Here is a 24,748-nt window from a genome sequence, read left to right as displayed (position 1 = left end):
TACCCACCTTTTTTGCCATTAGCCGAACACTTTTTCCAAGTGTGCTTGGTAATCGGATAAGTATTGTTCTACTTGTGGATTTTTGATCACATCGTTACATAAGAATGTCGGCAGACGGGTCAAACCGATGAACTCATTGAGTTTGTGGAAGTGCATGTATAAAGCATCCACGCCTTTACCTTCGAAGAAATCGCCTTCGCGGGTGAAAGCTTCAATCGGCGCATTCCAAGTAAGTGAAAGCATGTGTTTTTTGCCTTGCAACAAGCCACCTGTGCCGTAGCCTTCAGTCGGATTGACACGATGGCGACCATCACTATGGTAAAGCTTGCCGTGTCCGGCGGTTAATACTTCGTCTATGTATTTTTTCACTGTCCAAGGTTCGTGCATCCACCAGCCTGGCATCTGCCAAATCACTGCATCTATCCATAAGAATTTTTCAATTTCTGCTTCAACATCATAGCCGGCATCAATCACGGTTTCTTTTACATTGTGTCCAAGTGCGGCCAAAACTTCTTTCGCTTTTTTATGAAGCGTGTGGTTCAACTCGCCATGTGAATGGCCGAAATTTTTACCGCCATCCAATAATAAAATATTCATCTTTTTGCTCCTACAACAAATAATTCTGAAAAATGAGGTCTTAAATTATGCCTTTTTACTGCATATTTTAAAAGTGCATTCACCTACACGTTATTTACAGACCATAAAGGAAAATTTCTCATATCTATAATTAGCATTCATTATTTCTCTTCAACCAAACAAGCCTCTTCTATCAACTCTCTAACCCAGCGATATGCAGGATCTTTATGTGTCCGTTCGTGCCAAATAAGGGTTTTGGTGAAGCCTTGAATTTCAAGGGGCGGTTCAAAGTGTTTGAAATTGTTTAAATGAATAATCAAGCGCTCAGGCACGACTACCAATAAATCGCTTTGTTCTAGTAATTCAGGCAAAACAATAAAGTTTTGTACCGATAGGCTGACATTTCTTTGTAGCCACATCGCTTTCAGGGCTTGGTCAATAACACCGCTGAAGCTGCCGCCATGATAGGAAATTAAGGCTTGCTCTCACTCACAAAATTGCTCAAGGGTAAGTTCTGTTTGTTGGGCTATTGGGTAATCGCGGCGAACGGCACAGATGTAGCGTTCATCATACAAATTTTTTGCGTGAATATCCGGTGCTTGGAAGTCTGGTGTCACCAGTGCAAAGTCAATTTACTGCTGTTCAAGCTGATTTTGTACGATGCTTTCGTTAATCGCCAGCACCACCACTTTAATTTTCGGCGCTTGGATTTTAGAAAGCCTGCCTAACAACCGCGTGCGTGTATTAACCGAAGAAAGCCAAATCGGCAAACTCGCCAAAGGCTTGGCAGAAACTGTGCCAAATCCAATGGTAAACGGCCATCAAGCATGGTTGGACGGTTTAACAAAAGCAGCGAAAAAATAAAGCAGCCTGCACTTTGAAAAACAAGGTGCAGGCTGCTTAGGGTAATGTGTCGTTTATCAATCCAGTTTCACGATTTCTCCGTCTTCCGGAACGTTCACACGGCTTTCAATGCCTTGACCGCGTATAAATTTACGCATATCGGCGCGGCTGACGGCGGTATGATTCACGGTATCCATGTGTACGGTGATGATTTTGGCTTTAGGCATGACTTGGCTGGCTTTTAATACATCAGCCGTCCCCATAATAATGCCGTCTGAAATGCCTGAAATCAGCGCGTAGCCCGTGTTCATAATCAGATAATCGGGTTTGTAGCGGTTCAATGCTTTGTTTACATCTGCCGTCCACACAGTATCACCCATAATATAAGCGGTTTTGTGTCCGCTGCTTTGGAATACTACACCCATTGCATCACCTAAGATTTCGGCTAGCTGAGGGTTGGCATACATTGCCTCTGTGCCATGTACGCCGCCGGTTTTGCTGATGGTTACGCCGTTGAAGACAGTGCTGCCGTTCAACACGCGTACATCAGTAAAGCCTTGGCTGCGGATTTTTGCCGCGTCGGCTTGGTGCTGCACATATACGGGCAGTTTTTTCGGAATGGAACGTGCGGCGGTTTCGTCCCAATGGTCTTCGTGAGTATGGGTAACGATAACTGCATCCACACCGTCCAAAATTTTATTCACACTCATTGGCAGCCCGACCAGCGGCATTTTGGCTTGGTTATTGAACGTGCCGGCAAAGCCGTTCATGGAATGCTTGGGGGCGAAAAAAGGGTCAATCAAAAACGTCTGTCCTGCGTATTCGACTTTGGCAGTAGCGTTACGGATATGTTGGTATGAATCGTCTGCCCAAGCGGAAAAGGCTGTCGCGCCCAAAACAGTGGCAAGAATAAATTGCTTGAATTTCATGATGTTGCTCCTTAAAAAATCATGGAGCGTATTTTAAGCAGCAGGTGCATCGGCTAAAATAGGCAATATTGCCAATAAACGTAAGGATAGTGCCAAAATATCGTCTGAAAACGAGCATAACGAGTTTCGCCAAAATCAAACTGTCCCAAAAATCGTGCTATATGCTCAATCGGGCATGAATGATTTTGTCTTCAACATTCCCTTTTCTGTTTTTCAGACGGCCTATCGGGACAATCCACTCTTTGACCTGAAAATCTGTTCCGACGACGGCCAAGACGTTATCACGGCACTGGGCGTAAGCATTCCCGTACACGGCGGATTGGATTTGACGGAAGAAGCCGACATCATCGTCATCGCAGGCTGGCGCAATATTGAAGAAACCCCGACGCCGGAACTGGCTGAGAATTTACAGCGGGCAGCGAAACGTGGTGCGCATATCACCGCCCTATGTTACGGCACTTACGCCCTTGCCTACACAGGACTTTTAGACGGCAGAACCGCCGCGACCCACTGGCTTGCCGAAGACGACTTTGTCCGCCGTTTCCCCAAAATTCATCTGGATACCAACCGCCTTTATGCGGAAGACGGCAACTTCTTAACATCGGCAGGTGCGGCGGGCGGGCTGGATTGTTGCCTGTACCTCATCCGCAAAATCCACGGTGCAACCGTTGCCAACGACCTTGCCCGTACCTTGGTTGCGGCACCACACCGCGAAGGCGGGCAGGCACAGTTTATCCACCGACCTGTCGAACGTCGTACCGCCGATGACAAAATCAATCACTTATTGGACGAACTGCGCCAAAACCTTGCCACCTCATACCGCTTGGACGATTTGGCAAAAAAATTAGCCGTTTCCCGCCGAACCTTTATCCGCCATTTTTCTCAAGCCACAGGCATGAATTTCGGTGAGTGGCTCACCACAGAGCGGCTATGGCAGGTACAGGACTTATTGGAAAATACGGATTTACCGATAGAACGCATCGCCGAACAAAGCGGCTTCGGCAGTGCGGCAAACCTACGTTTGCAGTTCAAAGCCAAGTTTAAAATCAATCCGAATGCCTGGCGGAAAGTATTTGGCAGATAGCTCGCGTTAGTCAATCCAAAATACCTGAGTACAGGCTGCTCTGGAGGTCGTCTGAAAACCCAAAAAGCAGCCTGTACTTTTCAGACGGCCTCAACAGGTAAACCTTTACCCACACCAATAATTTCCATCTAATTTTCCCCACATACAATCCCCGCAAACGGCAGGCCGCTTCATATTCCCATCCATAAGGAACAACCAAAATGAGAAATCTCAAACTGACCTTAGCCATCTTTTTCGGCGGCATATTCGCTTTATGGCTGTTTGCCGCGCCATTTCCAGACAAGTGGGTGTATTTCCCATACGCAACCTATTATTACAGTTCACCAGTAGCATCAGCATACTGGCCATGAGTGCTTGTATGATTCTTGCAGTACATCCCAAAATGTTGGAAGGACTATTTGGCGGATTGGATAAAATGTACCGCCTGCATAAATGGTTGGGCATAATTGCCCTTTCAGGCAGTATCCTGCATTGGACCAGTAAGCAATTTCCCAAATGGCTGGTAAAACTCGGACTGTTTGACGGCAAAAAGCCGCCGCGCCCGCCGATGCAGGAAGTCTTGACTTTAAAAGATTGGTTGGTTACCCAGCGTCATTTTGCTGAAGAAGTGGGTGAGATTGCTTTTTACGTTGCAGTCGTCTTATTGGTTATCGCACTGATCCAACTTATTCCCTACCGTTGGTTTGCCAAACGTCACATCTTAATTGTCCCAGTCTATCTTGCACTTGTATGGCACACCATTGTATTGGCAAACTTTACTTACTGGGCTCAGCCACTTGGCTGGTTGCTGGCTACCGCCCTATTCTTCGGTAGTATTTGTTCGCTCCCCGCCCTCTTTAAACGCATTGGTAAACCGCAAACGGCAACAGTAACTGCCATGAACCAAAACGGCTCCCTGCTTTCACTTACCCTGAATGCGCAAAAATGGCAAGGCACCAGCCGGTCAATTCCTCTTTTTACCTGCACATGGAGAAAGCCACCCATTTACCATCGCTTCCAACTGGAATCCTGAAAATCAACAAATCAATCTTATTATCAAAGACTTGGGAGACTACACCCATCGTCTGCCTCAACGTTTGAACATCAGCGATACCATTCAAATTGATGGTGCATATGGCCGCTTCAATTTTTCAGATAAAAATGAACAAATTTGGGTGAGTAACAGTATTGGTTTTACGCCTTTCAAACGATTGACTGGTTCCATGCCGATAGAAATTTATCTGCAGAAATAATCGACCAATGGAAAGATTTAGCTCAACAAGCGAATGTTACGTTCTACTATATTCCTTCTGAAACTCAAAGATTGTCCACTGATCATATTGCACAAGGCGTTCAGAATAGTAAAACTCGCAGCCTATGGCTTTGTGGTAGTCATAATTGCAGGAAGTCTTAAGACACTCTCATTGCATCAAGAGCTGTTTGAATTCCGCTAAATGAACCTGATGGTTTTAAGTAGTAAAGCATTAAGGCCGTCTGAAAGATTTTCAGACGGCCTTTAAGCCACAACCTTAACAACATAAACCTACGGTTGCTTTTTATGTTTCACACATTCTGTATCATCCAAATGATATATTGCTTCAATTGCATCATGTTCAATATCAAGTTTTGATAGGATTAAAATCAATACCCGTAATATAACGTTGTCCAGCATGAGCTTTAATGTGCACAACAATATCAATGGTCTGTCTAAGCAGGTTTTTAATAACTTCAAACTCCAGACCACTTCCTTCTGGTGAAGCTTTTACCATTAATGCTAATTGATCCCATGTTTGTTCCGTGCTACCAGCATGGCAACTTGTAATAGATCCCGGGTGTCCAGATGCACAATTTCGAATAAAATAAAATGATTCGTCACCACGTAGCTCTGCTAGAATAATTCTATCTGGCTTCATACGCAGACAGGATTCCATACAACTTTTTGCCGTAATATTTGAACTACCTTGTCCACCTTTTGAGTAAAGTAAATGAACTACATTTTCATGAGGAATAAATAGCTCCCTAGCATCCTCAATGCTGATTAGTCGCTCACTTAAAGGAATGTGATTAACCAATGCTTTCATGAAAGTAGTCTTACCGCTACCAGTTGCACCTGAAACGACTATATTCTTTTTATATTCAACGGCTTTTTTAAAAAATTCTTCGTAGTTCCGATTGTTCTTCAGTTCTACTAATTCCTTATCTTGAGGAGATAATTCTCCATTTAACTCAATAATCTGACTAAAGAAACCATCTTTACTATACTGACTTAAGCTCTTTGTGTGTTTTGATGGCAAACGGATCGTAATTGAAGCTTTTCCTGCATCACAGGCAGGAGGAATCACAAATTGGGCACGTTGTCCTGTTGGGAATGTCAACGATACCATCGGCTCTGCCTCTGTAATTCGTTGACCAGTATTACTTTCATTAACAACAGCTGTACAGAACTGACGTGCCCTATCAAAGTTTAGCGTATCTACTTCTACCTTTTTCCAACCTCGAGAAGTCTCAAGAAATACCTCTCCCGGCCTATTAATACAAATTTCTGTAACATCAGGATCTTTCAGGAAAGAGGTAATTCCCAATACTTCGTATTGATAATCTAAGAAATCTGCTGAAATTGTTGAGTTTAATTCATCCATGTTTAAAATAAGTTTATTCAAAAATTTAATTACAATAATACTTGAACCTTAGGTGTATTTTTCATTTTAGCCTAAGAAATACTCAGCCATCTGGCTTGTGTTAACTGCTTTTGTTGTGTTTCTAATTCAAATTGCTGAGTTGTTGTTTGTACTTTGATAATACTCTCCTCTATCGGAGTAACCGCAGCTTTCTGCATATCCACAGAAGCAGTTCTTAATTCAGGAGCTTTATCACCAATAAGAATATGTCCATTTTCTTTGATATTAATAAGAGATGCACCTCTCATCTTGTTTGCGTACCCTTCAGCAGCCAGTGCCATAGCAATATTATCTAGGCTTCTTTCATCGTAGATAATATCTTTTTTATTACAGAATTCAGTAAAAATTTTTTTACTCTGCTGATAGATATTTAGGGCATTTTGCGGGATTGCTTCCAAATTCAAAGGCTGATTAGTGTACATATCATCCCCATTGCTAGGAGCTGAAGTATGAGCCATGTTGGTATTCCGAGGTTGACGCAAAATCTTAATACCATCTATTCCCGTAGCAGAATGTACTCTAACAACATCATTATATTGGCCTGTTTTTTGGCCTGTTTTTTGTTCTTTTAAATGAATTCCTAAATCACCATTTTTGAAATTTTCAATTTTAAGACCATTTACATCTAATGTCCCTGTATTTCTATCCCATTCATATACCATTCTAGCACTACGGTAAACGAAACGGTTTGGTTGAGATAAATCACGTACACCACCCTGTAATATATGGCCATTTAATGACACTTCACCCTTGCCGTCTGAATCTCGGATAATATCTAAATTATCAGCACGATATTTGTCATGTCCTTTACCACCAAATAATTTATCTCTTCCGGAATTACCGGCTAAAACATCATTACCATTACCACCAATTAATACATCATTACCACTACCGCCTAATAAAATGTCATTTTGATTAGTACCTTTTAGAATATCATCACCGGCATCTCCATACATATATGCACCACTTTTTAAGAAAGTCTTAGATCTGCCTATTAATAAACTATCACGGCTATATGATCCATCAGCAACGACTTTATTGTTACCCTTATTTCCAAAAGTGTCATAATTTGCCATATGTTTAACAAATACTTGTTTATCTTCCGGCCTTAAGAATGCCTCAGAAAAGTCTTTGGTAAAATTGGTACGGGTATTCAGAAAGTAATAAATATCCTTTTCATAATAACTCAATTTAATCGATTCATTTTCTTCTGAATTTGGACGCATACCATACATATTTTGGCGAGCAATCAAATCCTTAACTTGCTCAAAAGATTTACCCTTGATATAAGGATAAAGATCACCGCTAATTTGAGTACTATAGGCACTTCCATTATTTCGCTCTTCATAAGCAATCATACGTGCTTCATTAAAGATTGCCTCTGCTTCTCCATAGCCTCGTGCTTGAGCATAAGCTTTAGCAGTATTATAATAACTCGCTGATTTAGCCTGATATTTACCCAATGCATGTCCTATTTCATGGGCTACTGCTGTAGCAGTAGTATACTTTGAACCTGGTAGAAAATAGATATTTCTATCTTTAGAGTTATAGTATGCATTACTCTTGCTATCTTTAGCTTCGAAAAAACCTTGTCCGTTACTGCTAAACTGATTAATTTGTCTAACCAGCTCATAATCTGCCTTTATCCTGTCCAATTCTGACATAGTGGAGTTGAACCGTTTATTATGAAAACCTAATATTCTTAATTGAGTTTCTGCTTTTTCGTTTAATTTAGTCATTATATATTAGTCTCTGTATCAATAACCCATCGGACTCATTTCTGTATTACTATAAAAAGTAAATGATGTGATTGCTCCAGAACCGTTGTTTGCTGCAATTATTTCACGACCATTTTCACGCCAGTAGTAATCAACCAGCTCTTTAATCGGGTCAGTTCCACGTCGTGGATAATAATCTCCATACTCAGGAGGCATTTCTTTCTCCTTAGGCTTTGGTAAAAAATCAGGAAATCTGTTTTCAGGAAAAATACTTATTTTTTCTTTGAAATATTGTTTGGTCGGTAAAATAATGAAACTGGTTTTATATGAGGTATGACGTACTGCCACATATAATCCAATAGGGGAAGTAAAATTTTCGAAATGATTATTAACATGTCCTTCAACAACTGGAATTTGCCAAATATCTTCTAATTCTAGCGCATACATTGCATACAGGCAGTCATCTTTAAAAGCCGTATCATACATCTGCTTGATTAGATCATCCCGATTTTCCACTTTGTGCAACATACTTCGGCAACGATTGCGCACTTGTTCCATAGTTATTTCTTTTTCTATATTCTGCATCTTGGAAGAATCCTTAATATTTTTATTACTAATCTGCGGAGTACAGGAAGTCATCAAGCATACAGTTAATATGGCTGTAATTGCCAATAGCTTCATATAAATTCCTTTTTAGTCATTTTGCAAATTTCATTTTCAGACGGCCTCGAACTTTCATTACTATTACCGTTTTCCTTTTAACGAGGCGACCTTTACTGACCCCATCAATCGTTTAGTAAATGTCCCATCTTGGTAATAACGGATTTTCCCCACTTGCGCCGGATGTGACATACCTTCGTAAAGGATAATTTCCTTATCTTGGCTCATTGCCTTTAACTCTTGCGGCAACATCAGTGCGCGGCGCTCTTCGCTTTCCGAGACACTACGTTCACGACCACGGCTGATATTTTTTCTTTTCACTGTAGTATAGCCCAACATTTCAGAGTATTCATTTGCATCCTGCTGTTCTCTAGGTGTATAGATGATTTGCAAAGCATGGTTAGTGATAATAGTACGTGCATATTCTTTGCCATAAACAGCATCCAGCTGGGCAACTGATTGTATAATCGGAAATAGGCGAATGTTGTAACCTGCCATATAGCTGACAGAATGAGCAATAATTTCAACTTTACCGATACTTGTGAATTCGTCCATTAACAACATACATTGGTGTTTTAAATCTGGATTATCCTGAGGTAGCTCTTTCGTATTTTGGTTGATAAGTTGAGAGAAAAAGAGGTTAACAATGACTCTTGATTCAGCAAGTTTGTTAGGAAGAATGCCGATATAAACAGTCATTTTCTTTTTACGTACGTCAGTCAACAGAAAATCATCAGCGGAAGTGGCGGCATCAATGACGGGATTAATCCATGGGTTGAGAGGTTCTTTAAACGTACCCATGATAGAACCAAAGGTTTCTTTTTCCTGAGAGATTAAACCGGAAAAAGCAGTTTTTGTAGCCTCGCTGAGATATGGTTGTTGTGATAAAGATGTAAAATACTCCTTGAGCTCTGTTCCATTACCTGATGAAAGGCGATATATTTTCCCTAATGTACAAGCTGGCTCATTTTCTTTGCCCTCCACAGAAAAGTCAGCCATTGCTTCATGCTCATCAAAACAATAAAGTGAAAACGCCAAAAACGCATTTCTTGCCTGCGCTACCCAGAACTTATCACGGCTATCTCCATCAGGATATAGCATTGCAGCTATCGACATTAAATCCGATACTCGCTGGTCAGGATCAGAAGAAACGTAGGTAAACGGATTCCAACGGTGTGTCCTTCCATCTTCGGCAAACGGGTTGAACAAATAGACTTCCTGACCTAATACTTCTTTGCGGTAGCCGCTAGTTAAATTGAAGTTCTCCTGTTTGATGTCCAAAACAACTACCGATCCTTTATAACTTAACAGGTTCGGAATAACGATACCGACACCTTTACCTGAACGTGTCGGCGCTGCCAACAATGCGAATTGCTGGCCATTGTAATGTAACAATTTGCCGTTGTATTTACCGACGACAATTGAAGTATCTGTTTGTTTGAAAAATCCTGCTTTTGTCAAATCAGCCATCCCTGCAAATCGTGCTTCCCCATGAAGACTTTGGGAGGCAGTGCGCCAAATAGGAATTAAACCAAGCAGGGCAATCAGAAAAGTAAAACCAAATCCAACAATTCCTGATGTTTTAATTTGCAGTGAATATTTAGCAACCTGAGGAATATCCGACGTATTATAGTATTTGAACCATGTTGTAAGTAGTAAGGGCGTTTTATCTAAGCCTAACCATTGCAGCAGGATAAAGCCTGAAAGGTAACAGCCTAATATGAAAGAAATTAATAGTAAAACTACCGTAATAATAGATTTGTTTTTTAGAGTCATTTCAATACCTGTAAGTCAAAGGAATAGATTGTTTTAGATTTCTAGTGAAGATATTAGTTTTCAGACAGCCTAAGGTAATAATGGAAAGCTCAGTTAGTTCTACTAATGTGTATTATGAAATTTATCACTCTCTTTTAGTACTATCCTTGGCAGTTTCACTGTATGTTTGAACTAAATATTTTTTGCTATTTTGATAATACTCATGCACACCGCTCTATACAAACTCTTAGGACTACAGTTGGTAATAGAACTATAGATAATAGTAGGACAAGAGGCTTCATCAGCAATTATTCTTTATGATAAACGCATAATAATTAGGCCGTCTGAAAAAACAGACGGCCCTTAAAATTACTGCATAACCGAACTGAAATCAATGTCCTGGGCAGTATAAATATTAATCAAGGTCCCTTGATTGATCGTTACTGTATTGGGACGAGCATTATTTCGCTCAAGTTGATTGATAGCCTGTTGCTTCAATGTATTGGCTGTATCACTCTGGTAAGGATTAGTGGTAGTTGATGTGTTGGTTGTAACCGTTTGTCCTTGTGGGCCATATTCAGTAGCAGCATATTTAAAAGCATCAGAAATCATACTAATCAATAAAGCTGATGCCAAACGTGATCCCCAATGAGACTTAAATTTACCAACATGGCCAGCTGCACCAAGATTATCTACTCCAGGAGATTCCAGTGTTACATCAACGCCTTCTGGTGTTATGATTCGATTCCAAATAACCTCCATTCGCGGACCAGTAGGATTACTGGAACCATATTGTCCCATTACTTTCGAACCTTTCGGTAACAAGAGATATTTTCCACTGGCAGAATATACAGGCTCAGTGATAATACAAGATGTAAATCCTTTTACTTCAGAAACAATTTTAGTTTCTAATACGCAGCGTAAATAAGTACCCTGTAAAAGTAATTTATCCCTGTTATGCATATAACGAACAGCATTAGCTTGAGCTATGCTTGCTCCCGACTCTTTCTGAGCAGCCTCCCCATCTTCAACAAATTTAGAATCCGTGTTGGCAGACATATCCACAGGCTGCACGGGAATATTAGGAATTATAGGCGGAGGGGTCTCTACTATCGGTGGAGATGATATTTCTATTGGTGGCTTAACAGATTCGGTAGTTTTAGAACTCTCTGGATCAGGCTTCTGCTCTTCCACTAAGTCAACTGGAGGTATCTCAGTAACTTGAGGCTCCGGAGCAGGTAAATCTGGTACAGTAACTACCTGAGGACGTTCTGGAGGGGGAGCTTCATCAGAACCACTAAATTGATGATAGGCAAATGCCCCTAGCCCAGCTAACCCAAAACCTGCAGCTACAATAAACGCAATAGCTTTTTTGTTGACTGTGCGATCAACAGGAGCATTTAGTTGAGGAGCATTCTCCTCAAGTCCCGCCAATTGTTCTTGTTCGTATTGGCTTGAATATAAATTTTGTGATGATTCACTATCTTTGTGATGTTCATTATTTAGCTTATCAGACATTCTTAATTCCTTTTTAATCCAACCACATCATTTCCATGTCTCAAAACTAAGAATGGATAAGTCCCATGGACAATAACTACATTACCTTCAACATTACTGTTTAAGACAAACTCAGCTCCTTTCTCTGATTTTCTGCCATAAACAGCAGGAAAATCACCTGTGAACTTGCCCTTATTCAAGTGGACATAGGTAAATCTGCCATCATCATAGACTTTTAAAGGAACTAGCCAACGAGATTTTTCATTTGCAGCCACATCATAATTAGTATTATAGATTTTAGAAGAATCATATTTCAGGCTATAACCAGCCAAAGTACTAGCACGAAGACTGAAATCCGTAGAATCGGGATATCTGAATTTAACTTGATAATTCACCCCTTTGTCTGAAGCTTCTGCTAAATTACCAACAACATTTTTCATAACCTTAAGCTCAAAAATATATTGGTGAGCCTGAGTACGAACAATAAGATTAGTATCAACTGCATCAGCCTTTGGACGCAGATAAAACACATTTTCTCTACGTACCAAATCCCATCCACCACTTAGGCCCGCACCAAAATCTTTAACCTTTTCACGAGAGTCAAGTTCAATTTGTGTGACTACGCCTTGTGCCGTATGAACGGGATAAGTTGTATTTTCTTGAAACGTATACTCTTGAATAGCTGCAGCATAGACGCTTCCTTGCAACAAACACGATGCTGCTGTTGCTAAAAACATTTTTCTTAACATTATTGATTTCCACTTTCAACAGATATAGGAGAAGCATTAGGAACATCATTATCTACAGATGTAGGAGCTTCTAACTGGGGCTGAGGTACACTTTGTACTTGTTGCTGAGCTTGGCTTTCAGATGATGTTCCTGCTGAAAGATAATCTGAAGATAAATCTTGAACAGGTGATTCACTAGCATCAGGATCAACACGATAAGACAATACCTGGAATCCCAGGGGATTTTTTAACCTATACTTTTCATCCATCTTCAAATTGCTATTATAAGTATAGGTCAGAGTAGCAACATTGCTATCCATAAATCTTGATATGCCAGTACCCTTATTTAATAAAAATCTTTGGAATCTTACTGTTGCGCTAGCATCGCGACCATCGGCCTTTCCACTATTATTAAGGACGATACTCAAAATCTTAACGCGAATTGACTGAGCAGACCCATAAAGATTAAATGGGCTATTCGGGTTACTTTTATTCATCAGATTGCGATAGCTGTCAGATACCCCTGCAACCGACATAGAATAAACTGTAGCCCAGTCATTATCATAAATAATCTGACTATCAAAAGATTCTCTAGCAATAATAAAGTGGGAAATATTACTCTTATTTACTGCTTCATTTTTAGTAATATCTAAATTATTCCAATCGCCGGCTAGTTTAGCAACAGTAGCTTGTCCCGTATAGACATCAGCCATAACAAGATAAGGTTCTTTTTCTTTCAGCGGCAAAATATAAAATAATCCGCCAAGCAGACACAAAGAAGAGAAGGTAGAAATACCGGCAACAATCCATGCCCTTTTCTCACTTTTTTTGCGGATATCAACCAAGGTCGTTTCAAAATCCAAAGATCTTTTTACAGCCTTTTGGATATTACCATCAGTAGTATTTTTACTTGATTTGAACATATGTTTCCATTTTAATCTTGAGTTTTTACATCAGCTTTTGCTGATCTCTCATGTTTTTTCTTTCCACTGTTTTTCACAGCAACATCCATTCTCTTATGCGCCATAATGACACCATTTTGAACATAGAAAACCATCCCTTTATCTTCATAAAGTTTAGATAATTCACTTAAGGCATTATCAAGATCGGTATTTCGTATTGTTGATACTTTCTTATACAAAGTAAAATCAAGCGTATAGTCATAAACAACAGGCATCTTCGCCTCTTCTCCCCAACGCTCCAACAAACCTTTTACAGTTGTATCAAGTCGTGTCACTTGATAAACATGAGGTTTGACAAGAGGAATCTCAGTTACCTGATCAGGTAGTTCATTTAATGGCTTCCATGAACTTGGGAAATCTGGAGCAGACTGATTTGCACAACCTGCCATTAGCGCGCCCACACTAGCAGACAGCAACAGCGTTCTTAAAAGAAACATACATAGCACCTTATAAAACAACTTAAGTTACAACCAAAGCGTCTTAATTAAAAATGAAGAAAAGACAATTCATGTTTGGTTATTTTTATTGGTTAAAATCTTGTTAATTATTTTAATCTGTGCTAAATTTCACGTCAATACAAATTCATATTTTCATCTCAACATCATGTTTTTTTCCTGCGCCGACTTAGCTGTTCCGCATGATATTATGCATCATGTCGTGAGAGTTGAATCCTCAGGCAACCCATACGCTATAGGTGTTGTAGGCGGACGCTTACAAAGACAGCCTAAAAATTTGGCTGAAGCAGTCGCTACTGCTAGAATGTTGGAACAAAAAGGATTTAACTTCTCCTTAGGATTAGCTCAAGTTAACCGATACAATTTAAAAAAATACGGGTTGCATTCCTACGAACATGCATTCCAAGTGTGCCCAAACGTCAAGGCAGGCTCGCACATATTGCGAGAATGCTACAATCGTGCAAAAGACTGGGGTAAATCTTTCAGCTGTTATTATTCCGGTAACTTTGTAACCGGTTATAAGCATGGATATGTGCAAAAAATTTTTTCATCCATGGGGAAAGGGAGAGCAATCCCACAAAATGCCATTCCTGTCATCAGCAATACTGTGAATACCCCTCGCCCTATGGGCCAAATACCAGCACAACAAGCTAACCGCCCAAATTTGACAGTTACCGCTAATCCACAACCATACTCTGCCACTGTCTCTAAAAACCAACACTCCTTGCAAGATAATAGTACCGCACAAGCGAAAAGCAATACATATAAAGATAGCGCAGCAGTCTTTTAGATAGTTTTTTTCCACATCAACCTGTAATAAACATAGGAATTTTCAAATGAAAAACACTCAGATTCAAAAAAAATCCCGCTTTACTGCTGAAAATGTTGCAACAGCAGCTTTTGTTGCTGCAGCATTTTTGGCACCGACAGTAGGTCTGGCAGAAGATGATTTTACTGCTGTTGGTGGTGGTGCCTGTACATTCATCAGAAATATTCACACCGTATTAAATCTGATGTCTGTCGCAGTTGTAACCATCGCCATCATTTTTGCTGGCTATCAAATTGCTTTTGCGCACAAACGTATTTCCGATGTTGCTCCTATTTTGATTGGTGGTGTATTGATTGGCGCAGCAGGTCAAATTGCAAGAATGCTGGTTGGCAATGCGGATTCTTGTTCTGCTAAAACAGCATCAATCATGATGCAAGCAATGCAATTTTTTGCATAATTAACACCATGCAGAAGAACATCGTTTTTCGAGGATGTACACGTCCGGCTACTTTTCTAGGCGTCCCTTATGTGCCATTTTTTATAGGGGCCGGTTCAGGATTATTGATGGGAATGTACTTCAATATGTTTTTTTTATTGACTATTCCCTTCATCATCCTGATTATGAGGCAGATGGCCAAGCGGGATGATATGATTTTTCGTTTTCTAGGTTTACGTCTGAAATTTAGACTTAAAGCCAGAAACCGAGAGGAGTTTCCTGATACATGGTGCTTCTCGCCTAACGAATACCGCAACAATCCTCCCAAACAATGACAACAAAACATCCGGCAGACATTTTTGTCTGTCGGACGATTTCAACACAAAAAACAAATAAAATGTTTACTCCTGACGCATCAATCAGTCAATTCGTATCCCTCTCCACCCATGTTTCCCCAACCATTGTCAAAACCACTGGGGGGGATTACCTGACAACATGGCACCTATCCGGCCTTCCTTTTGTAGGTCGAGAAGAATGGGAGCTCGAACACAAACACAACACATTTAATCGTTTACTCCAATCCTTGCGCGCTCCGGACTATGTCAATGTTGCCTTCTGGGTACATGACATTCGCCGCCACCGCGGCATTGATTTGCGCCCAAAATTTCAAGAGTCTTTCAATCAAAGCCTCTCCGACCGCTATTTTTCCCGACTTTCTAAAGAAAAGCTCATGAACAACGAGCTTTACTTGACCATGATTTATCGCCCAGTTGTTGACGGCAAAAAGTTTGTTGATAAATCAGGTAATATCGATCGTCTGAAGGCCGAACAGGAGCAAGCTATCGGTATGCTAAATGAATTAGCAACCAACCTTGAGGCTGTTCTCAAAGACTACCATCCATACCGACTTGGTATGTATGAAGGTAAAAATGGGACTGTATTCTCTGAAACCCTCGAACTTTTCGGTTACATCCTTAACCGCGTTAACGAGCCAGTTCCCGTACTTCCAGCCCCAGTTTACAACTACTTACCCCTTAGTCGACATCTCTTTTCTTCCAAAACCGGCGACTATATCGTCCGTACTCCTGAGGGTAAAAACCACTACGGTGCCATACTCAACCTTAAAGAATACCCTGACGGCACCTATCCCGGCGTGCTTAACGGGCTCAAATATTTGGATGTTGAATACGTCATCACCCATAGTTTCAGCCCAATGAGCCGATACGATGCTATGAAAACCCTCGAGCGCACTCGTGGCATGATGATCTCTTCCGGCGACAAATCCTTTACCCAAATTGCAGAACTCGACCATGCAATGGATCAGCTCGCATCCGGCAATTTCGTTCTTGGCGGCTACCATTTTAGCCTTGCTATCTACGCCGACAGCCAAGAGCAACTTTCCCAAAACATTGCCTCTGCCCGAGCCGAGCTTTCCAATGCAGGCTTCGTAACGACCAAAGAAGACTTGGCCGTCTGCGCTGCATATTATGCCCAGCTTCCAGGTAACTGGAACTACCGCACTCGTATTGCCAATCTCTCATCGTTAAATTTCTTGGGCCTTTGTCCTCTTCACAACTTTGCCGCTGGTAAACGTGAAGGCAATCCATGGGGGCAATGCGTTACCGTTCTTCAGACGACCAATGGCCAGCCCTACTATTTCAACTTCCATGCAACCCTCGAAGGTGAAGATTCCGAAGGAGAAAAAGCCATTGCCAATACTATGGTTATTGGTAAGTCTGGTACCGGTAAAACAGCACTTATCAACTTCCTCCTCAGCCAGGTACAAAAATACGATCCCAAACCCACTATCTTCTTCTTCGATAAAGACCGTGGTGCCGAAATCTTCGTCAGAGCCTGTGGTGGTGCCTATATGGCGCTGGAAAGCGGTCAGCCGACCGGCTTCAACCCCTTCCAATGCGAAAATACAGAGGCAAATGTCCAATTCCTCTGTGGCCTTATGAAGCAATTAGGTGGCAAGGCGCACTATTCAGCAGCAGAAGACGACGATATCCTGCGCGCCGTTCGAGCCATGCTTGATACCCCAATGGCACTGCGCAGTATTTCTAACTTCCAAAAATCGCTGCCCAATACCGGCGACGATTCCCTCTATGCCAATATCCGCAAATGGACTAGAGGAAACAGTCTCGGCTGGGTCTTTGATAACCCTCAGGACAAAATCGACTTCAGTGGTGCCAACATCATCGGCTTCGACTACACCGACGTGATTGAAAACCCACAGGTACGCGATCCAGTCATCGGTTATCTTATCCATCGAATGGAAGAGCTTATCGATGGTCGCCGCTTCATCTACATCATGGATGAATTCTGGAAAATCCTTGATGGCGAAGGCGGCTTGAAAGAGTTTGCCAAAAACAAACAAAAAACCATCCGTAAGCAAAACGGTATGGGTATCTTTGCCACCCAGTCTCCGGAAGACGCCCTCAAAAGCGATATTTCTGCAGCACTGATTGAGCAGACAGCTACCATGATACTGCTGCCAAATCCGAATGCAGATAAAAAAGACTACATCGATGGACTGAAGCTGACCGACTCAGAGTTCCAAGTGATTAAAAGCCTGGACGAGCGCAGCCGCTGTTTCTTAGTCAAACAGGGCCATGCTTCCGCAGTATGCCAGCTCAACCTGCGCGGATTTGACGACGAATTGGCTGTTATCTCCGCCAGTACCGACAACATCGACATCATGGACGTCATCATCAAGAAAACGGCCGAACGTCTTGGTGTCGGCATTGATGCGGTAAGACCGGAGGATTGGTTACAGACCTTCTACGATGAACGTAAGGGTTCTGGTAAGAAAGCAAGCGCCAATGTGATGCGCAACGCGGATTAGTCGTATAGACGAATAAACCCAAAGGCCGTCTGAAAGCAGCAAGTATTTCAGATGATCCTTACTGAAAAACAAAAAACTTGGATACGTTTAAATAATTTAATTTAATTTAAGAAAGATTGTAAGCAAATGAAAAACACAATGAGAAAACTGTCTGCAGTTTTAGTGTGCGCAGGAATGCTGGGAAATACATCCGTAACAGCAACAGGTATTCCTGTATTTGATGGAGCAGCGATGACCAATGCCTTCCAGCAGCTGATGAACTGGCAGGCTCAATTATCCGCTCTCACTCGTGGGGGGTTGGACAAATTAAAAGGCGCAGATACAAATGTTCGAGAATCTTCTCAAGTAAAAAGAATGTTTGAACGACGCAAGAAAAAATGTAGGGCAATACAACGTGACAACCCTGCTTCGGGTGCGATTTGTCTAAAAATTACAGAATTAGAACAAAATAAATATGACCTTTTGATTGAAATAGATGACGATCTTAAAAAAGATTTTGACAGAATCAATGGCTTAGTAAAATCCCAAGGCACATCAGCAAGTTCAATGGCTGCTGCAACCCCTTTGTCTAAAGACACGAAAGGTTTTAATTACTCGAATCAGGCAGGTAAAGCTGAAACTGCCGAAAACAATGTACAGATACAAGTAAATGCCGTAATTGCCAAGTACAATCAGTACAAGAACAAAATTGAATTTTTAGACAGCCAGATTGCATATTACAACTCAATGCGCAAAATGCTGACCAAAGAACAGCTGACCGGCAGCAGTTTGAACAAAAACATCACTAAAGGAGTTACATACGGCAAACTGACTGAAGCTACGGATCGCTTTAGAGAAAGAACAAATAGGGAAGTTGAAAAGAGGGGAAAAATCGAAAACAAAATCAAACCGATTTATAAACCAAATTGAGTATAAGGCCGTCTGAACCGGATCGGTTTCAGACGGCCCAGACAAATCGATCATCTCATCGTTTTACAAAAATTAATCGAAAGCTCTTCTCATTATGATGGATTTACTCCTTTATACTGGCATTCGCGACTATCTTTATGCGCGAATCGGCTACTTTACCGAAGTAGTCTTATCTAAAAACTTAAACCTCGCCCTTACAATGGTTTTGGCATTGCTGACATTATGGATTATGATTCAGGGCTATCTGATCGTAACAGGCCGGAGTCAGGAAGGTCTCAAAGGATTTATTTTCAGCCTTGGTAAAAACTATGTTGTTATTGCCATTGCGCTTGGAGTTTCCTTAGGCAGTGGCTTTAGCGTCCGTGTATTGACTGATAATCTTGCCAATGGCATCAGTCAAATTATGCATGGCAATAACGATTTCGGCAGCGAGTGTCTGACCGAACAGACCTCCTATATTACCGGCTGTAAAATCGACTTAAACCTGAAAACAACTCAACTTGTCCTATCTAGCCTTTCTGCCATCGATACCGCAGATGATGATCATCTGGAAGATAAGCTTTCCGAAGCCAAATGGTTTGCCGGAGTAGGTACGGCAGGTCCTGCCGTCGTGGCAGGCACCATGCTCATCATGTACCGTATCGCGATTTCCCTGTTTGTCGGTTTCGCGCCCATCTTTATTTTATGCCTCCTGTTCAAAAGAACCGCTCCGCTGTTCCAAAAATGGCTATACTTCGGATTAGCTACTATCTTCTCCAGCGTCTTGCTCGGCGTCATGGCGGAGATTTCCATGGACTTGGTGGGCCACTTATTCGGCGGCGCGGCAGCCGGCAAATTTGTGGCAACCGTCATCGGTGAAGGCGGCACAACCGGCATTATGGAAACCGTTACCCAACAGCTGGGCTTGGGTCTGATGCTCTCTACCCTGCTGATTACCGTACCGCCTATGGCAGGCATGTGGTTTAACGGTATCATGGCATCCTACTCCGGATACAATGCAATGCAGGGCTGGGGAAACGGTCAGCCTGCTACGCCACCGGGGATGAATAGTCAACAAGCGCAGGCTAGTCATAATGTGCAGAATTTCTCCCATGAGTCCAAAAATAGTCAGCCAAACATCAATTACCACGAGACGTGGACAACAGGTGGGAGTCAGACAGGAAATACGACTACCGATGCTATGAAACAACCTGAACAACATGGCAAAAGGAATAAACTATCCTAGCATTGCTACATTTAAATATTAAAAATATTCATATTCATAAAACAGAAGATTGGACTGTGTAATGAACAAATTTCTTTTTATACTGTTAGGACTGACTAGTCTAAATATTTATGCCAACGGTTGTGGCGGCGAATACCAACCGGCAACTGGAACCTGTCGTATTATTGACAGCTCGGGCCGACAAATTCTGTATAACGTTGGTAAGCCTCAATCTTCCAATAGTAATTCTCCTCAGAGTCAAACAGAAGTTATCAATGTACCTTCAAAATATGGGGCGTGGGCAGTCAACCTTAAAACAGGTATTTCAGCTGGTGCCATTGAAATGGATTCACTTGCTGCTGCCAAGAAACTAGCTATTAAAACTTGTGAGCAAGGTGGGCGTAACGCACCATGTGTAATTGGAGTGTCTGTTAGGAACGGCTGTATCGCCGTTGCTCAAGGAAAATCTGGCAAAAAACTGAAAACATTCTATGGAACAGAACCCTCTATTGGTCAAGCAGAACCGACAGCCTTAAGGAAATGTCAGGCTTCGGGAGCTGTACAATGTAGAATTACTACGCCTGAGGGCTGCTCACTACCTAAATTCTAATAGACTCAAAGCCGTCTGTTGTTTAGAAGACCTTTGATATCCTCCTCTAATTACCAATTTAATTTTAACGAGTACGACACGATGAAACACTTATCTATTTTTGTTTTAACAGCGGCTCTGCTACCGTTTTCTACCTCTGCCGTCAATGCTTCAGATATTGCCGGCAAGCTGCTGACTGGCGATAAAAAATATGCCTGTGAGGCCATTACCTGCCTGACTTCTCCGGGTACGCCGCCTAAAGAATGCAACCCTTCACTGCACAGGTTCTATTCCATTCACCACAAATACGCGCAAGACACCATCAGCGCACGCCGCCGCTTCCTCCAGCAGTGTCCTGCTTCTCGTGACAAAGAGATTGCACCCATTATCGAAATAGTCGTACATAGATAATCTATCTACAAAAGGCCGTCTGATATTCAGACGGCCTTTTGTAAATAGTCGGTTTCGCGCCTATCTTTATTTTGTGCCTCCTATTCAAAAGAACCGCTCCGCTGTTCCAAAAATGGCTATACTTCGGATTGGCTACCATCTTCTCCAGCGTCTTGCTCGGCGTCATGGCGGAGATTTCCATGGACTTGGTGGGCCACTTATTCGGCGGCGCGGCAGCCGGCAAATTTGTGGCAACCGTCATCGGTGAAGGCGGCACTACCGGCATTATGGAAACCGTTACCCAACAACTGGGCTTGGGTCTGATGCTCTCCACCTTACTGATTACCGTACCGCCTATGGCAGGCATGTGGTTTAACGGTATCATGGCATCCTACTCCGGATACAATGCAATGCAGGGCTGGGGAAACGGTCAGCCTGCTACGCCACCGGGGATGAATAGTCAATCACAAGTAGAACAGAGAGCTAATCAGGTTAGTGAAAAAATGATTCAAAATTCTAATCACTCGACTAATTTTACACCATATACAATGGCGGAATATGGGAATTCTTTGCAACCTACAAATACTAATATTATAAAAACTCAAGAACAGACACAAATTGGATTAGCTAATAGAAAAACAACCAAAGAAGGAGACTCGTAATGAAGAAACTGATTCTAATTATATTAAGTTTAACAAGCTTAAATATATATGCTAATGGTTGTGGTGGCGAATATCAGCCTGCAACTGGAACTTGTCGTATTATTGATAGCTCTGGTCGGCAAATTTTATATAATGTTCCACAATCAAAAGTAGCTAAGCCACAAAAGAAAATAGAATATGTAGATGTACACGTCCCATCTAGGTTCGGAGCTATAGCAATCAGTAAAAAGGCTGGTCATATTACAGGTTCTTTAAACCATAGGTCATTAGCAGAAGCAAGAAGTGAAGCAATTAAACGTTGTAAGAAAGGTAGTAAAGGAGCTTCTTGTGAAATTCTTAAATGGGTTAGAAATGGTTGCATTGCTGCGGCCGTAGGAAATTTAAAAGGTACTCCTATAATTATTGGCGGTGCTGCTGAGCAAGGAGTTTCCGAACAAACAGCTATGGAAAATTGTACTAATACAGGCGCAAAAGAATGTAGAATCTTAATGCCAGAGGGTTGCTCTTTACCCTAATTCTTATACGCTATACTTTCCCCTAATCTCTCCGTTCTATTTTAACGAGTACGACATGATGAAAAATTTATCTATTTTTGTTTTAACCGCAGCCCTGATGCCGTTTTCTGCCTCTGCCGTCAACGCTTCAGATATTGCCGGCAAGCTGCTGACAGGCGATAAAAAATATGCCTGCGAGGCCATTACCTGCCTGACTTCTCCGGGTACGCCACCTAAAGAATGCAACCCTGCACTGCACCGGTTCTATTCCATTCACCACAAATACGCGCAAGATACCATCAGCGCACGCCGCCGCTTCCTCCAGCAGTGTCCTGCTTCTCGTGACAAAGAGATTGCACCTATTATCGAAATAGTCGTACATCGATAATCTATCGACACAAAGGCCGTCTGAAATTCAGACGGCCTTTTGTAAATAGTCGGTTTCGCGCCCATCTTTATTTTATGCCTCCTGTTCAAAAGAACCGCTCCGCTGTTCCAAAAATGGCTATACTTCGGATTGGCTACTATCTTCTCCAGTGTCCTGCTCGGCGTCATGGCGGAGATTTCCATGGACTTGGTGGGCCACTTATTCGGCGGCGCGGCAGCCGGCAAATTTGTGGCAACCGTCATCGGCGAAGGAGGCACAACCGGCATTATGGAAACCGTTACCCAGCAGCTGGGCTTGGGTTTGATGCTCTCCGCCTATGGCAGGTATGTGGTTTAACGGTGTGATGGGTAGCTTCAGCGCCTACTCAGTTATCGGCAATGGAAATGGAAATCGCCAAGAAGTTCCGCCGCATTTGGATGGTGGTGCTAGCAGGCAAGCTAATTATAATGTTCAGAATGCAGCTGGTAATTCGTCCGATAATGCAACTGTTGGCTTAGATCAACGCTATAAGTGGACAACTGGTGACAGCCAGACAGGAAGTACAACTACCGATACCATGAAACAACCCGGACAACCCGGCAAAGGAAGTAAACCATCCTAGTATTTCTACATTTAAATATTAAAAATATTTAAAAAAAATAAAAGATTGGATTCATAATGAAAAAATTGCTTTTTGTATTGTTAGGACTGACAAGCCTGAATATTTATGCTGCTGACCCCGTAACTAGAGGAGCATTGCAAAACAATCCGGCGCTGTGTCAATATGGCTATAATCCCAACTGTACGTCGTCTCGTCAATATCAACAAAATCAACCTACGGAAATTATTAATATCGAGGTTCCTTCAAAATATATGGCACTGGCCATGAACATGAAAACAGGTATGTCAGGTGGTGCACTCGATATGGATTCCCGAGCTGCTGCGGAGAGAGAAGCCATCAGAACTTGTGAACGTGGTGGAAGTAATGCACCATGTAAAATACTTGCATGGGCAAGAAATGGTTGTATTGCCAGTGCACAGGGAGATGAAGGCAGGAGATCAAGACTATTCACAGTTGCAGCAGAACCAGGACTTACCGAAACAAAAGCTTTAAGAAGATGCCAGAATGCTGGTGCTCATGGATGTAAGATTTTTCTCCCTGAAACTTGCTCTCTGCCTAAATTCTAATAAACCCAAAGCTGTCTGTTGTTCAGACGGTCTTTGATGCCCTCCTCTAATCCCAATTCTATTTTAACGAGTACGACACGATGAAAAATTTATCCATTTTTGTTTTAACCGCAGCCCTGCTGCCGTTTTCTATGCCTGTAGTCAACGCTTCAGATATTGCCGGAAAACTGCTGACAGGCGATAAAAAATATGCCTGCGAGGCCATTACCTGCCTGACTTCTCCAGGTACGCCGCCTAAAGAATGCAACCCTGCACTGCACAGGTTCTATTCCATTCACCACAAATACGCGCAAGATACCATCAGCGCACGCCGCCGCTTCCTCCAGCAGTGTCCTGCTTCCCGTGATAAAGAGATTGCCCCTATTATCGAAATAGTCGTACATCGATAATCTATCTGCACAAAGGCCGTCTGAAATTCAGACGGCCTTTTATAAATAGTCGTTTTCGCACCTATTTTTATTTTGTGCCTCCTGTTTAAAAGAACCGCTCCGCTGTTCCAAAAATGGCTATACTTCGGATTAGCTACTATCTTCTCCAGCGTCTTGCTCGGCGTTATGGCGGAGATTTCCATGGACTTGGTGGGCCACTTATTCGGCGGCGCGGCAGCCGGCAAATTTGTGGCAACCGTCATCGGTGAAGGCGGCACAACCGGCATTATGGAAACCGTTACCCAGCAGCTGGGCTTGGGTTTGATGCTCTCCACCCTGCTGATTACCGTACCGCCTATGGCAGGCATGTGGTTTAACGGTATCATGGCATCCTACTCCGGATACAATGCAATGCAGGGTTGGGGAAATGGTCAGCCTGCAACACCGCCGGGTATGAATAGCCAACAGCAGCAGACTAATCATAATGTTCAGAATCGAGATGGCAATTCAGTCAATAATGATAATTATGATTCAAATTCACGAAATACATGGACAACTGGTGGTATCCAGCAGACAGGAAGTACATCTACCGATGCCATGAAACAACCCAGCCAAGTAAATAAACCATCCTAGTATTTCTACATTCAAATATTAAATTTG

Annotated in this window: 31 protein-coding genes; 19 read left to right on the top strand and 12 right to left on the bottom strand. The window is 42.1% G+C overall.

All coding sequences use genetic code 11. The features are described 5' to 3' along the window. Positions 1 to 18: 18 nt before the first annotated feature. From ACTHTK_RS00730 to ACTHTK_RS00720, 3 genes are all read right to left on the bottom strand, one after another. Complete coding sequence (locus tag ACTHTK_RS00730) at positions 19 to 597, bottom strand: NAD(P)H-dependent oxidoreductase (protein WP_107723259.1); 579 nt, start codon at positions 595 to 597, stop codon at positions 19 to 21. A gap of 140 nt (positions 598 to 737) precedes the next feature. Then, positions 738 to 995, bottom strand: coding sequence for a hypothetical protein (locus tag ACTHTK_RS00725; RefSeq protein WP_234394575.1), 258 nt, complete (start codon positions 993 to 995; stop codon positions 738 to 740). 66 nt (positions 996 to 1,061) lie between these two features. Next, positions 1,062 to 1,196, bottom strand: a complete 135-nt coding sequence (locus ACTHTK_RS00720; RefSeq protein WP_293203256.1) for a hypothetical protein — start codon at positions 1,194 to 1,196, stop codon at positions 1,062 to 1,064. 40 nt (positions 1,197 to 1,236) lie between these two features. On the opposite strand from ACTHTK_RS00720, the gene ACTHTK_RS00715 reads away from it, so the two are divergent. After that, positions 1,237 to 1,440 carry a hypothetical protein gene (locus tag ACTHTK_RS00715; protein WP_107723258.1) on the top strand — a complete coding sequence of 68 codons (204 nt, stop codon included), beginning with the start codon at positions 1,237 to 1,239 and terminating at the stop codon, positions 1,438 to 1,440. 56 nt (positions 1,441 to 1,496) lie between these two features. Here the strand turns inward: ACTHTK_RS00715 and ACTHTK_RS00710 are convergent, their stop codons facing one another. Beyond that, the gene (locus ACTHTK_RS00710; protein ID WP_107723257.1) at positions 1,497 to 2,348 is read right to left on the bottom strand and encodes an MBL fold metallo-hydrolase; all 852 of its coding nucleotides are present in this window, start codon (positions 2,346 to 2,348) and stop codon (positions 1,497 to 1,499) included. 154 nt (positions 2,349 to 2,502) lie between these two features. On the opposite strand from ACTHTK_RS00710, the gene ACTHTK_RS00705 reads away from it, so the two are divergent. The 3 genes from ACTHTK_RS00705 to ACTHTK_RS00695 all read left to right on the top strand — a co-directional run bounded on the left by ACTHTK_RS00705 (position 2,503) and on the right by ACTHTK_RS00695 (position 4,664). Continuing rightward, positions 2,503 to 3,432: a GlxA family transcriptional regulator gene (locus ACTHTK_RS00705; protein ID WP_283122211.1), complete on the top strand. Its 930-nt coding sequence runs from the start codon at positions 2,503 to 2,505 to the stop codon at positions 3,430 to 3,432. 253 nt (positions 3,433 to 3,685) lie between these two features. Further along, positions 3,686 to 4,444, top strand: coding sequence for a ferric reductase-like transmembrane domain-containing protein (locus tag ACTHTK_RS00700; RefSeq protein WP_234394572.1), 759 nt, complete (start codon positions 3,686 to 3,688; stop codon positions 4,442 to 4,444). After that, a complete protein-coding gene (locus ACTHTK_RS00695; RefSeq protein WP_234394571.1) occupies positions 4,347 to 4,664 on the top strand; it encodes an FAD-binding oxidoreductase in 318 nt (105 codons plus the stop codon). The genes ACTHTK_RS00700 and ACTHTK_RS00695 overlap by 98 nt, the downstream gene beginning before the upstream one ends. Before the next feature lie 366 nt (positions 4,665 to 5,030). Here the strand turns inward: ACTHTK_RS00695 and virB11 are convergent, their stop codons facing one another. The 8 genes from virB11 to ACTHTK_RS00655 all read right to left on the bottom strand — a co-directional run bounded on the left by virB11 (position 5,031) and on the right by ACTHTK_RS00655 (position 13,846). Then, positions 5,031 to 6,071 (bottom strand): P-type DNA transfer ATPase VirB11, encoded by a 1,041-nt coding sequence (gene virB11 / locus ACTHTK_RS00690; protein WP_314058949.1) that lies wholly within the window; start codon positions 6,069 to 6,071, stop codon positions 5,031 to 5,033. 50 nt (positions 6,072 to 6,121) lie between these two features. After that, positions 6,122 to 7,828, bottom strand: a complete 1,707-nt coding sequence (locus ACTHTK_RS00685) for a calcium-binding protein (protein ID WP_107723255.1) — start codon at positions 7,826 to 7,828, stop codon at positions 6,122 to 6,124. Positions 7,829 to 7,846: 18 nt separating this feature from the next. Next, the gene (locus ACTHTK_RS00680) at positions 7,847 to 8,488 is read right to left on the bottom strand and encodes a hypothetical protein (RefSeq protein WP_234394570.1); all 642 of its coding nucleotides are present in this window, start codon (positions 8,486 to 8,488) and stop codon (positions 7,847 to 7,849) included. Between the two features lie 63 nt (positions 8,489 to 8,551). After that, positions 8,552 to 10,243 (bottom strand): type IV secretory system conjugative DNA transfer family protein, encoded by a 1,692-nt coding sequence (locus ACTHTK_RS00675; RefSeq protein ID WP_107723254.1) that lies wholly within the window; start codon positions 10,241 to 10,243, stop codon positions 8,552 to 8,554. 348 nt (positions 10,244 to 10,591) lie between these two features. Beyond that, positions 10,592 to 11,740, bottom strand: a complete 1,149-nt coding sequence (locus ACTHTK_RS00670; protein WP_107723253.1) for a TrbI/VirB10 family protein — start codon at positions 11,738 to 11,740, stop codon at positions 10,592 to 10,594. A gap of 2 nt (positions 11,741 to 11,742) precedes the next feature. Then, positions 11,743 to 12,468 (bottom strand): TrbG/VirB9 family P-type conjugative transfer protein, encoded by a 726-nt coding sequence (locus ACTHTK_RS00665; RefSeq protein ID WP_063068979.1) that lies wholly within the window; start codon positions 12,466 to 12,468, stop codon positions 11,743 to 11,745. After that, positions 12,468 to 13,370: a virB8 family protein gene (locus ACTHTK_RS00660; RefSeq protein WP_107723252.1), complete on the bottom strand. Its 903-nt coding sequence runs from the start codon at positions 13,368 to 13,370 to the stop codon at positions 12,468 to 12,470. The genes ACTHTK_RS00665 and ACTHTK_RS00660 overlap by 1 nt, the downstream gene beginning before the upstream one ends. 11 nt (positions 13,371 to 13,381) lie before the next feature. After that, positions 13,382 to 13,846 (bottom strand): hypothetical protein, encoded by a 465-nt coding sequence (locus tag ACTHTK_RS00655; protein ID WP_063075750.1) that lies wholly within the window; start codon positions 13,844 to 13,846, stop codon positions 13,382 to 13,384. 100 nt (positions 13,847 to 13,946) lie between these two features. Between ACTHTK_RS00655 and ACTHTK_RS00650 the strand changes: the two genes are divergently transcribed. The 15 genes from ACTHTK_RS00650 to ACTHTK_RS00580 all read left to right on the top strand — a co-directional run bounded on the left by ACTHTK_RS00650 (position 13,947) and on the right by ACTHTK_RS00580 (position 24,721). Beyond that, on the top strand, positions 13,947 to 14,654 hold the full coding sequence (locus ACTHTK_RS00650; protein WP_440378217.1) for a lytic transglycosylase domain-containing protein: 708 nt from the start codon (positions 13,947 to 13,949) through the stop codon (positions 14,652 to 14,654). A 46-nt stretch (positions 14,655 to 14,700) separates the two neighbouring features. After that, complete coding sequence (locus ACTHTK_RS00645; protein WP_107723251.1) at positions 14,701 to 15,090, top strand: TrbC/VirB2 family protein; 390 nt, start codon at positions 14,701 to 14,703, stop codon at positions 15,088 to 15,090. Positions 15,091 to 15,098: 8 nt separating this feature from the next. After that, a complete protein-coding gene (locus tag ACTHTK_RS00640) occupies positions 15,099 to 15,404 on the top strand; it encodes a type IV secretion system protein VirB3 (RefSeq protein ID WP_107723250.1) in 306 nt (101 codons plus the stop codon). Continuing rightward, positions 15,401 to 17,917, top strand: coding sequence for a VirB4 family type IV secretion/conjugal transfer ATPase (locus ACTHTK_RS00635; RefSeq protein WP_440379741.1), 2,517 nt, complete (start codon positions 15,401 to 15,403; stop codon positions 17,915 to 17,917). The genes ACTHTK_RS00640 and ACTHTK_RS00635 overlap by 4 nt, the downstream gene beginning before the upstream one ends. Before the next feature lie 126 nt (positions 17,918 to 18,043). Beyond that, the gene (locus tag ACTHTK_RS00630; RefSeq protein ID WP_107723248.1) at positions 18,044 to 18,826 is read left to right on the top strand and encodes a hypothetical protein; all 783 of its coding nucleotides are present in this window, start codon (positions 18,044 to 18,046) and stop codon (positions 18,824 to 18,826) included. Positions 18,827 to 18,920: 94 nt separating this feature from the next. After that, a complete protein-coding gene (locus ACTHTK_RS00625; RefSeq protein WP_107723247.1) occupies positions 18,921 to 20,051 on the top strand; it encodes a type IV secretion system protein in 1,131 nt (376 codons plus the stop codon). Between the two features lie 61 nt (positions 20,052 to 20,112). Continuing rightward, positions 20,113 to 20,640, top strand: coding sequence for a DUF4189 domain-containing protein (locus tag ACTHTK_RS00620; protein ID WP_107723246.1), 528 nt, complete (start codon positions 20,113 to 20,115; stop codon positions 20,638 to 20,640). An 81-nt stretch (positions 20,641 to 20,721) separates the two neighbouring features. Beyond that, positions 20,722 to 21,030 carry a TrbM/KikA/MpfK family conjugal transfer protein gene (locus ACTHTK_RS00615; RefSeq protein WP_107723245.1) on the top strand — a complete coding sequence of 103 codons (309 nt, stop codon included), beginning with the start codon at positions 20,722 to 20,724 and terminating at the stop codon, positions 21,028 to 21,030. A gap of 44 nt (positions 21,031 to 21,074) precedes the next feature. After that, a complete protein-coding gene (locus tag ACTHTK_RS00610; protein ID WP_107723244.1) occupies positions 21,075 to 21,671 on the top strand; it encodes a type IV secretion system protein in 597 nt (198 codons plus the stop codon). Beyond that, a complete protein-coding gene (locus ACTHTK_RS00605) occupies positions 21,671 to 22,186 on the top strand; it encodes a DUF4189 domain-containing protein (protein WP_107723243.1) in 516 nt (171 codons plus the stop codon). Before ACTHTK_RS00610 ends, ACTHTK_RS00605 begins: the two co-directional genes overlap by 1 nt. Before the next feature lie 55 nt (positions 22,187 to 22,241). Then, positions 22,242 to 22,553, top strand: coding sequence for a TrbM/KikA/MpfK family conjugal transfer protein (locus ACTHTK_RS00600; protein WP_107723242.1), 312 nt, complete (start codon positions 22,242 to 22,244; stop codon positions 22,551 to 22,553). A 45-nt stretch (positions 22,554 to 22,598) separates the two neighbouring features. Next, positions 22,599 to 22,889, top strand: a complete 291-nt coding sequence (locus ACTHTK_RS00595) for a type IV secretion system protein (protein ID WP_107723241.1) — start codon at positions 22,599 to 22,601, stop codon at positions 22,887 to 22,889. 321 nt (positions 22,890 to 23,210) lie between these two features. Continuing rightward, entirely contained in the window at positions 23,211 to 23,720 is a 510-nt protein-coding gene (locus tag ACTHTK_RS00590) for a DUF4189 domain-containing protein (RefSeq protein ID WP_107723240.1), read from the top strand. A gap of 80 nt (positions 23,721 to 23,800) precedes the next feature. Then, entirely contained in the window at positions 23,801 to 24,109 is a 309-nt protein-coding gene (locus ACTHTK_RS00585) for a TrbM/KikA/MpfK family conjugal transfer protein (protein ID WP_107723239.1), read from the top strand. Between the two features lie 45 nt (positions 24,110 to 24,154). Continuing rightward, the gene (locus tag ACTHTK_RS00580; protein ID WP_107723238.1) at positions 24,155 to 24,721 is read left to right on the top strand and encodes a type IV secretion system protein; all 567 of its coding nucleotides are present in this window, start codon (positions 24,155 to 24,157) and stop codon (positions 24,719 to 24,721) included. The last annotated feature ends 27 nt before the right edge of the window (positions 24,722 to 24,748 follow it).

It is taken from the genome of Neisseria sp. P0006.S009, assembly GCF_051962915.1.
GTDB lineage: Bacteria > Pseudomonadota > Gammaproteobacteria > Burkholderiales > Neisseriaceae > Neisseria > Neisseria subflava_E.
This window is presented reverse-complemented; position numbering and strand designations above follow the sequence as displayed.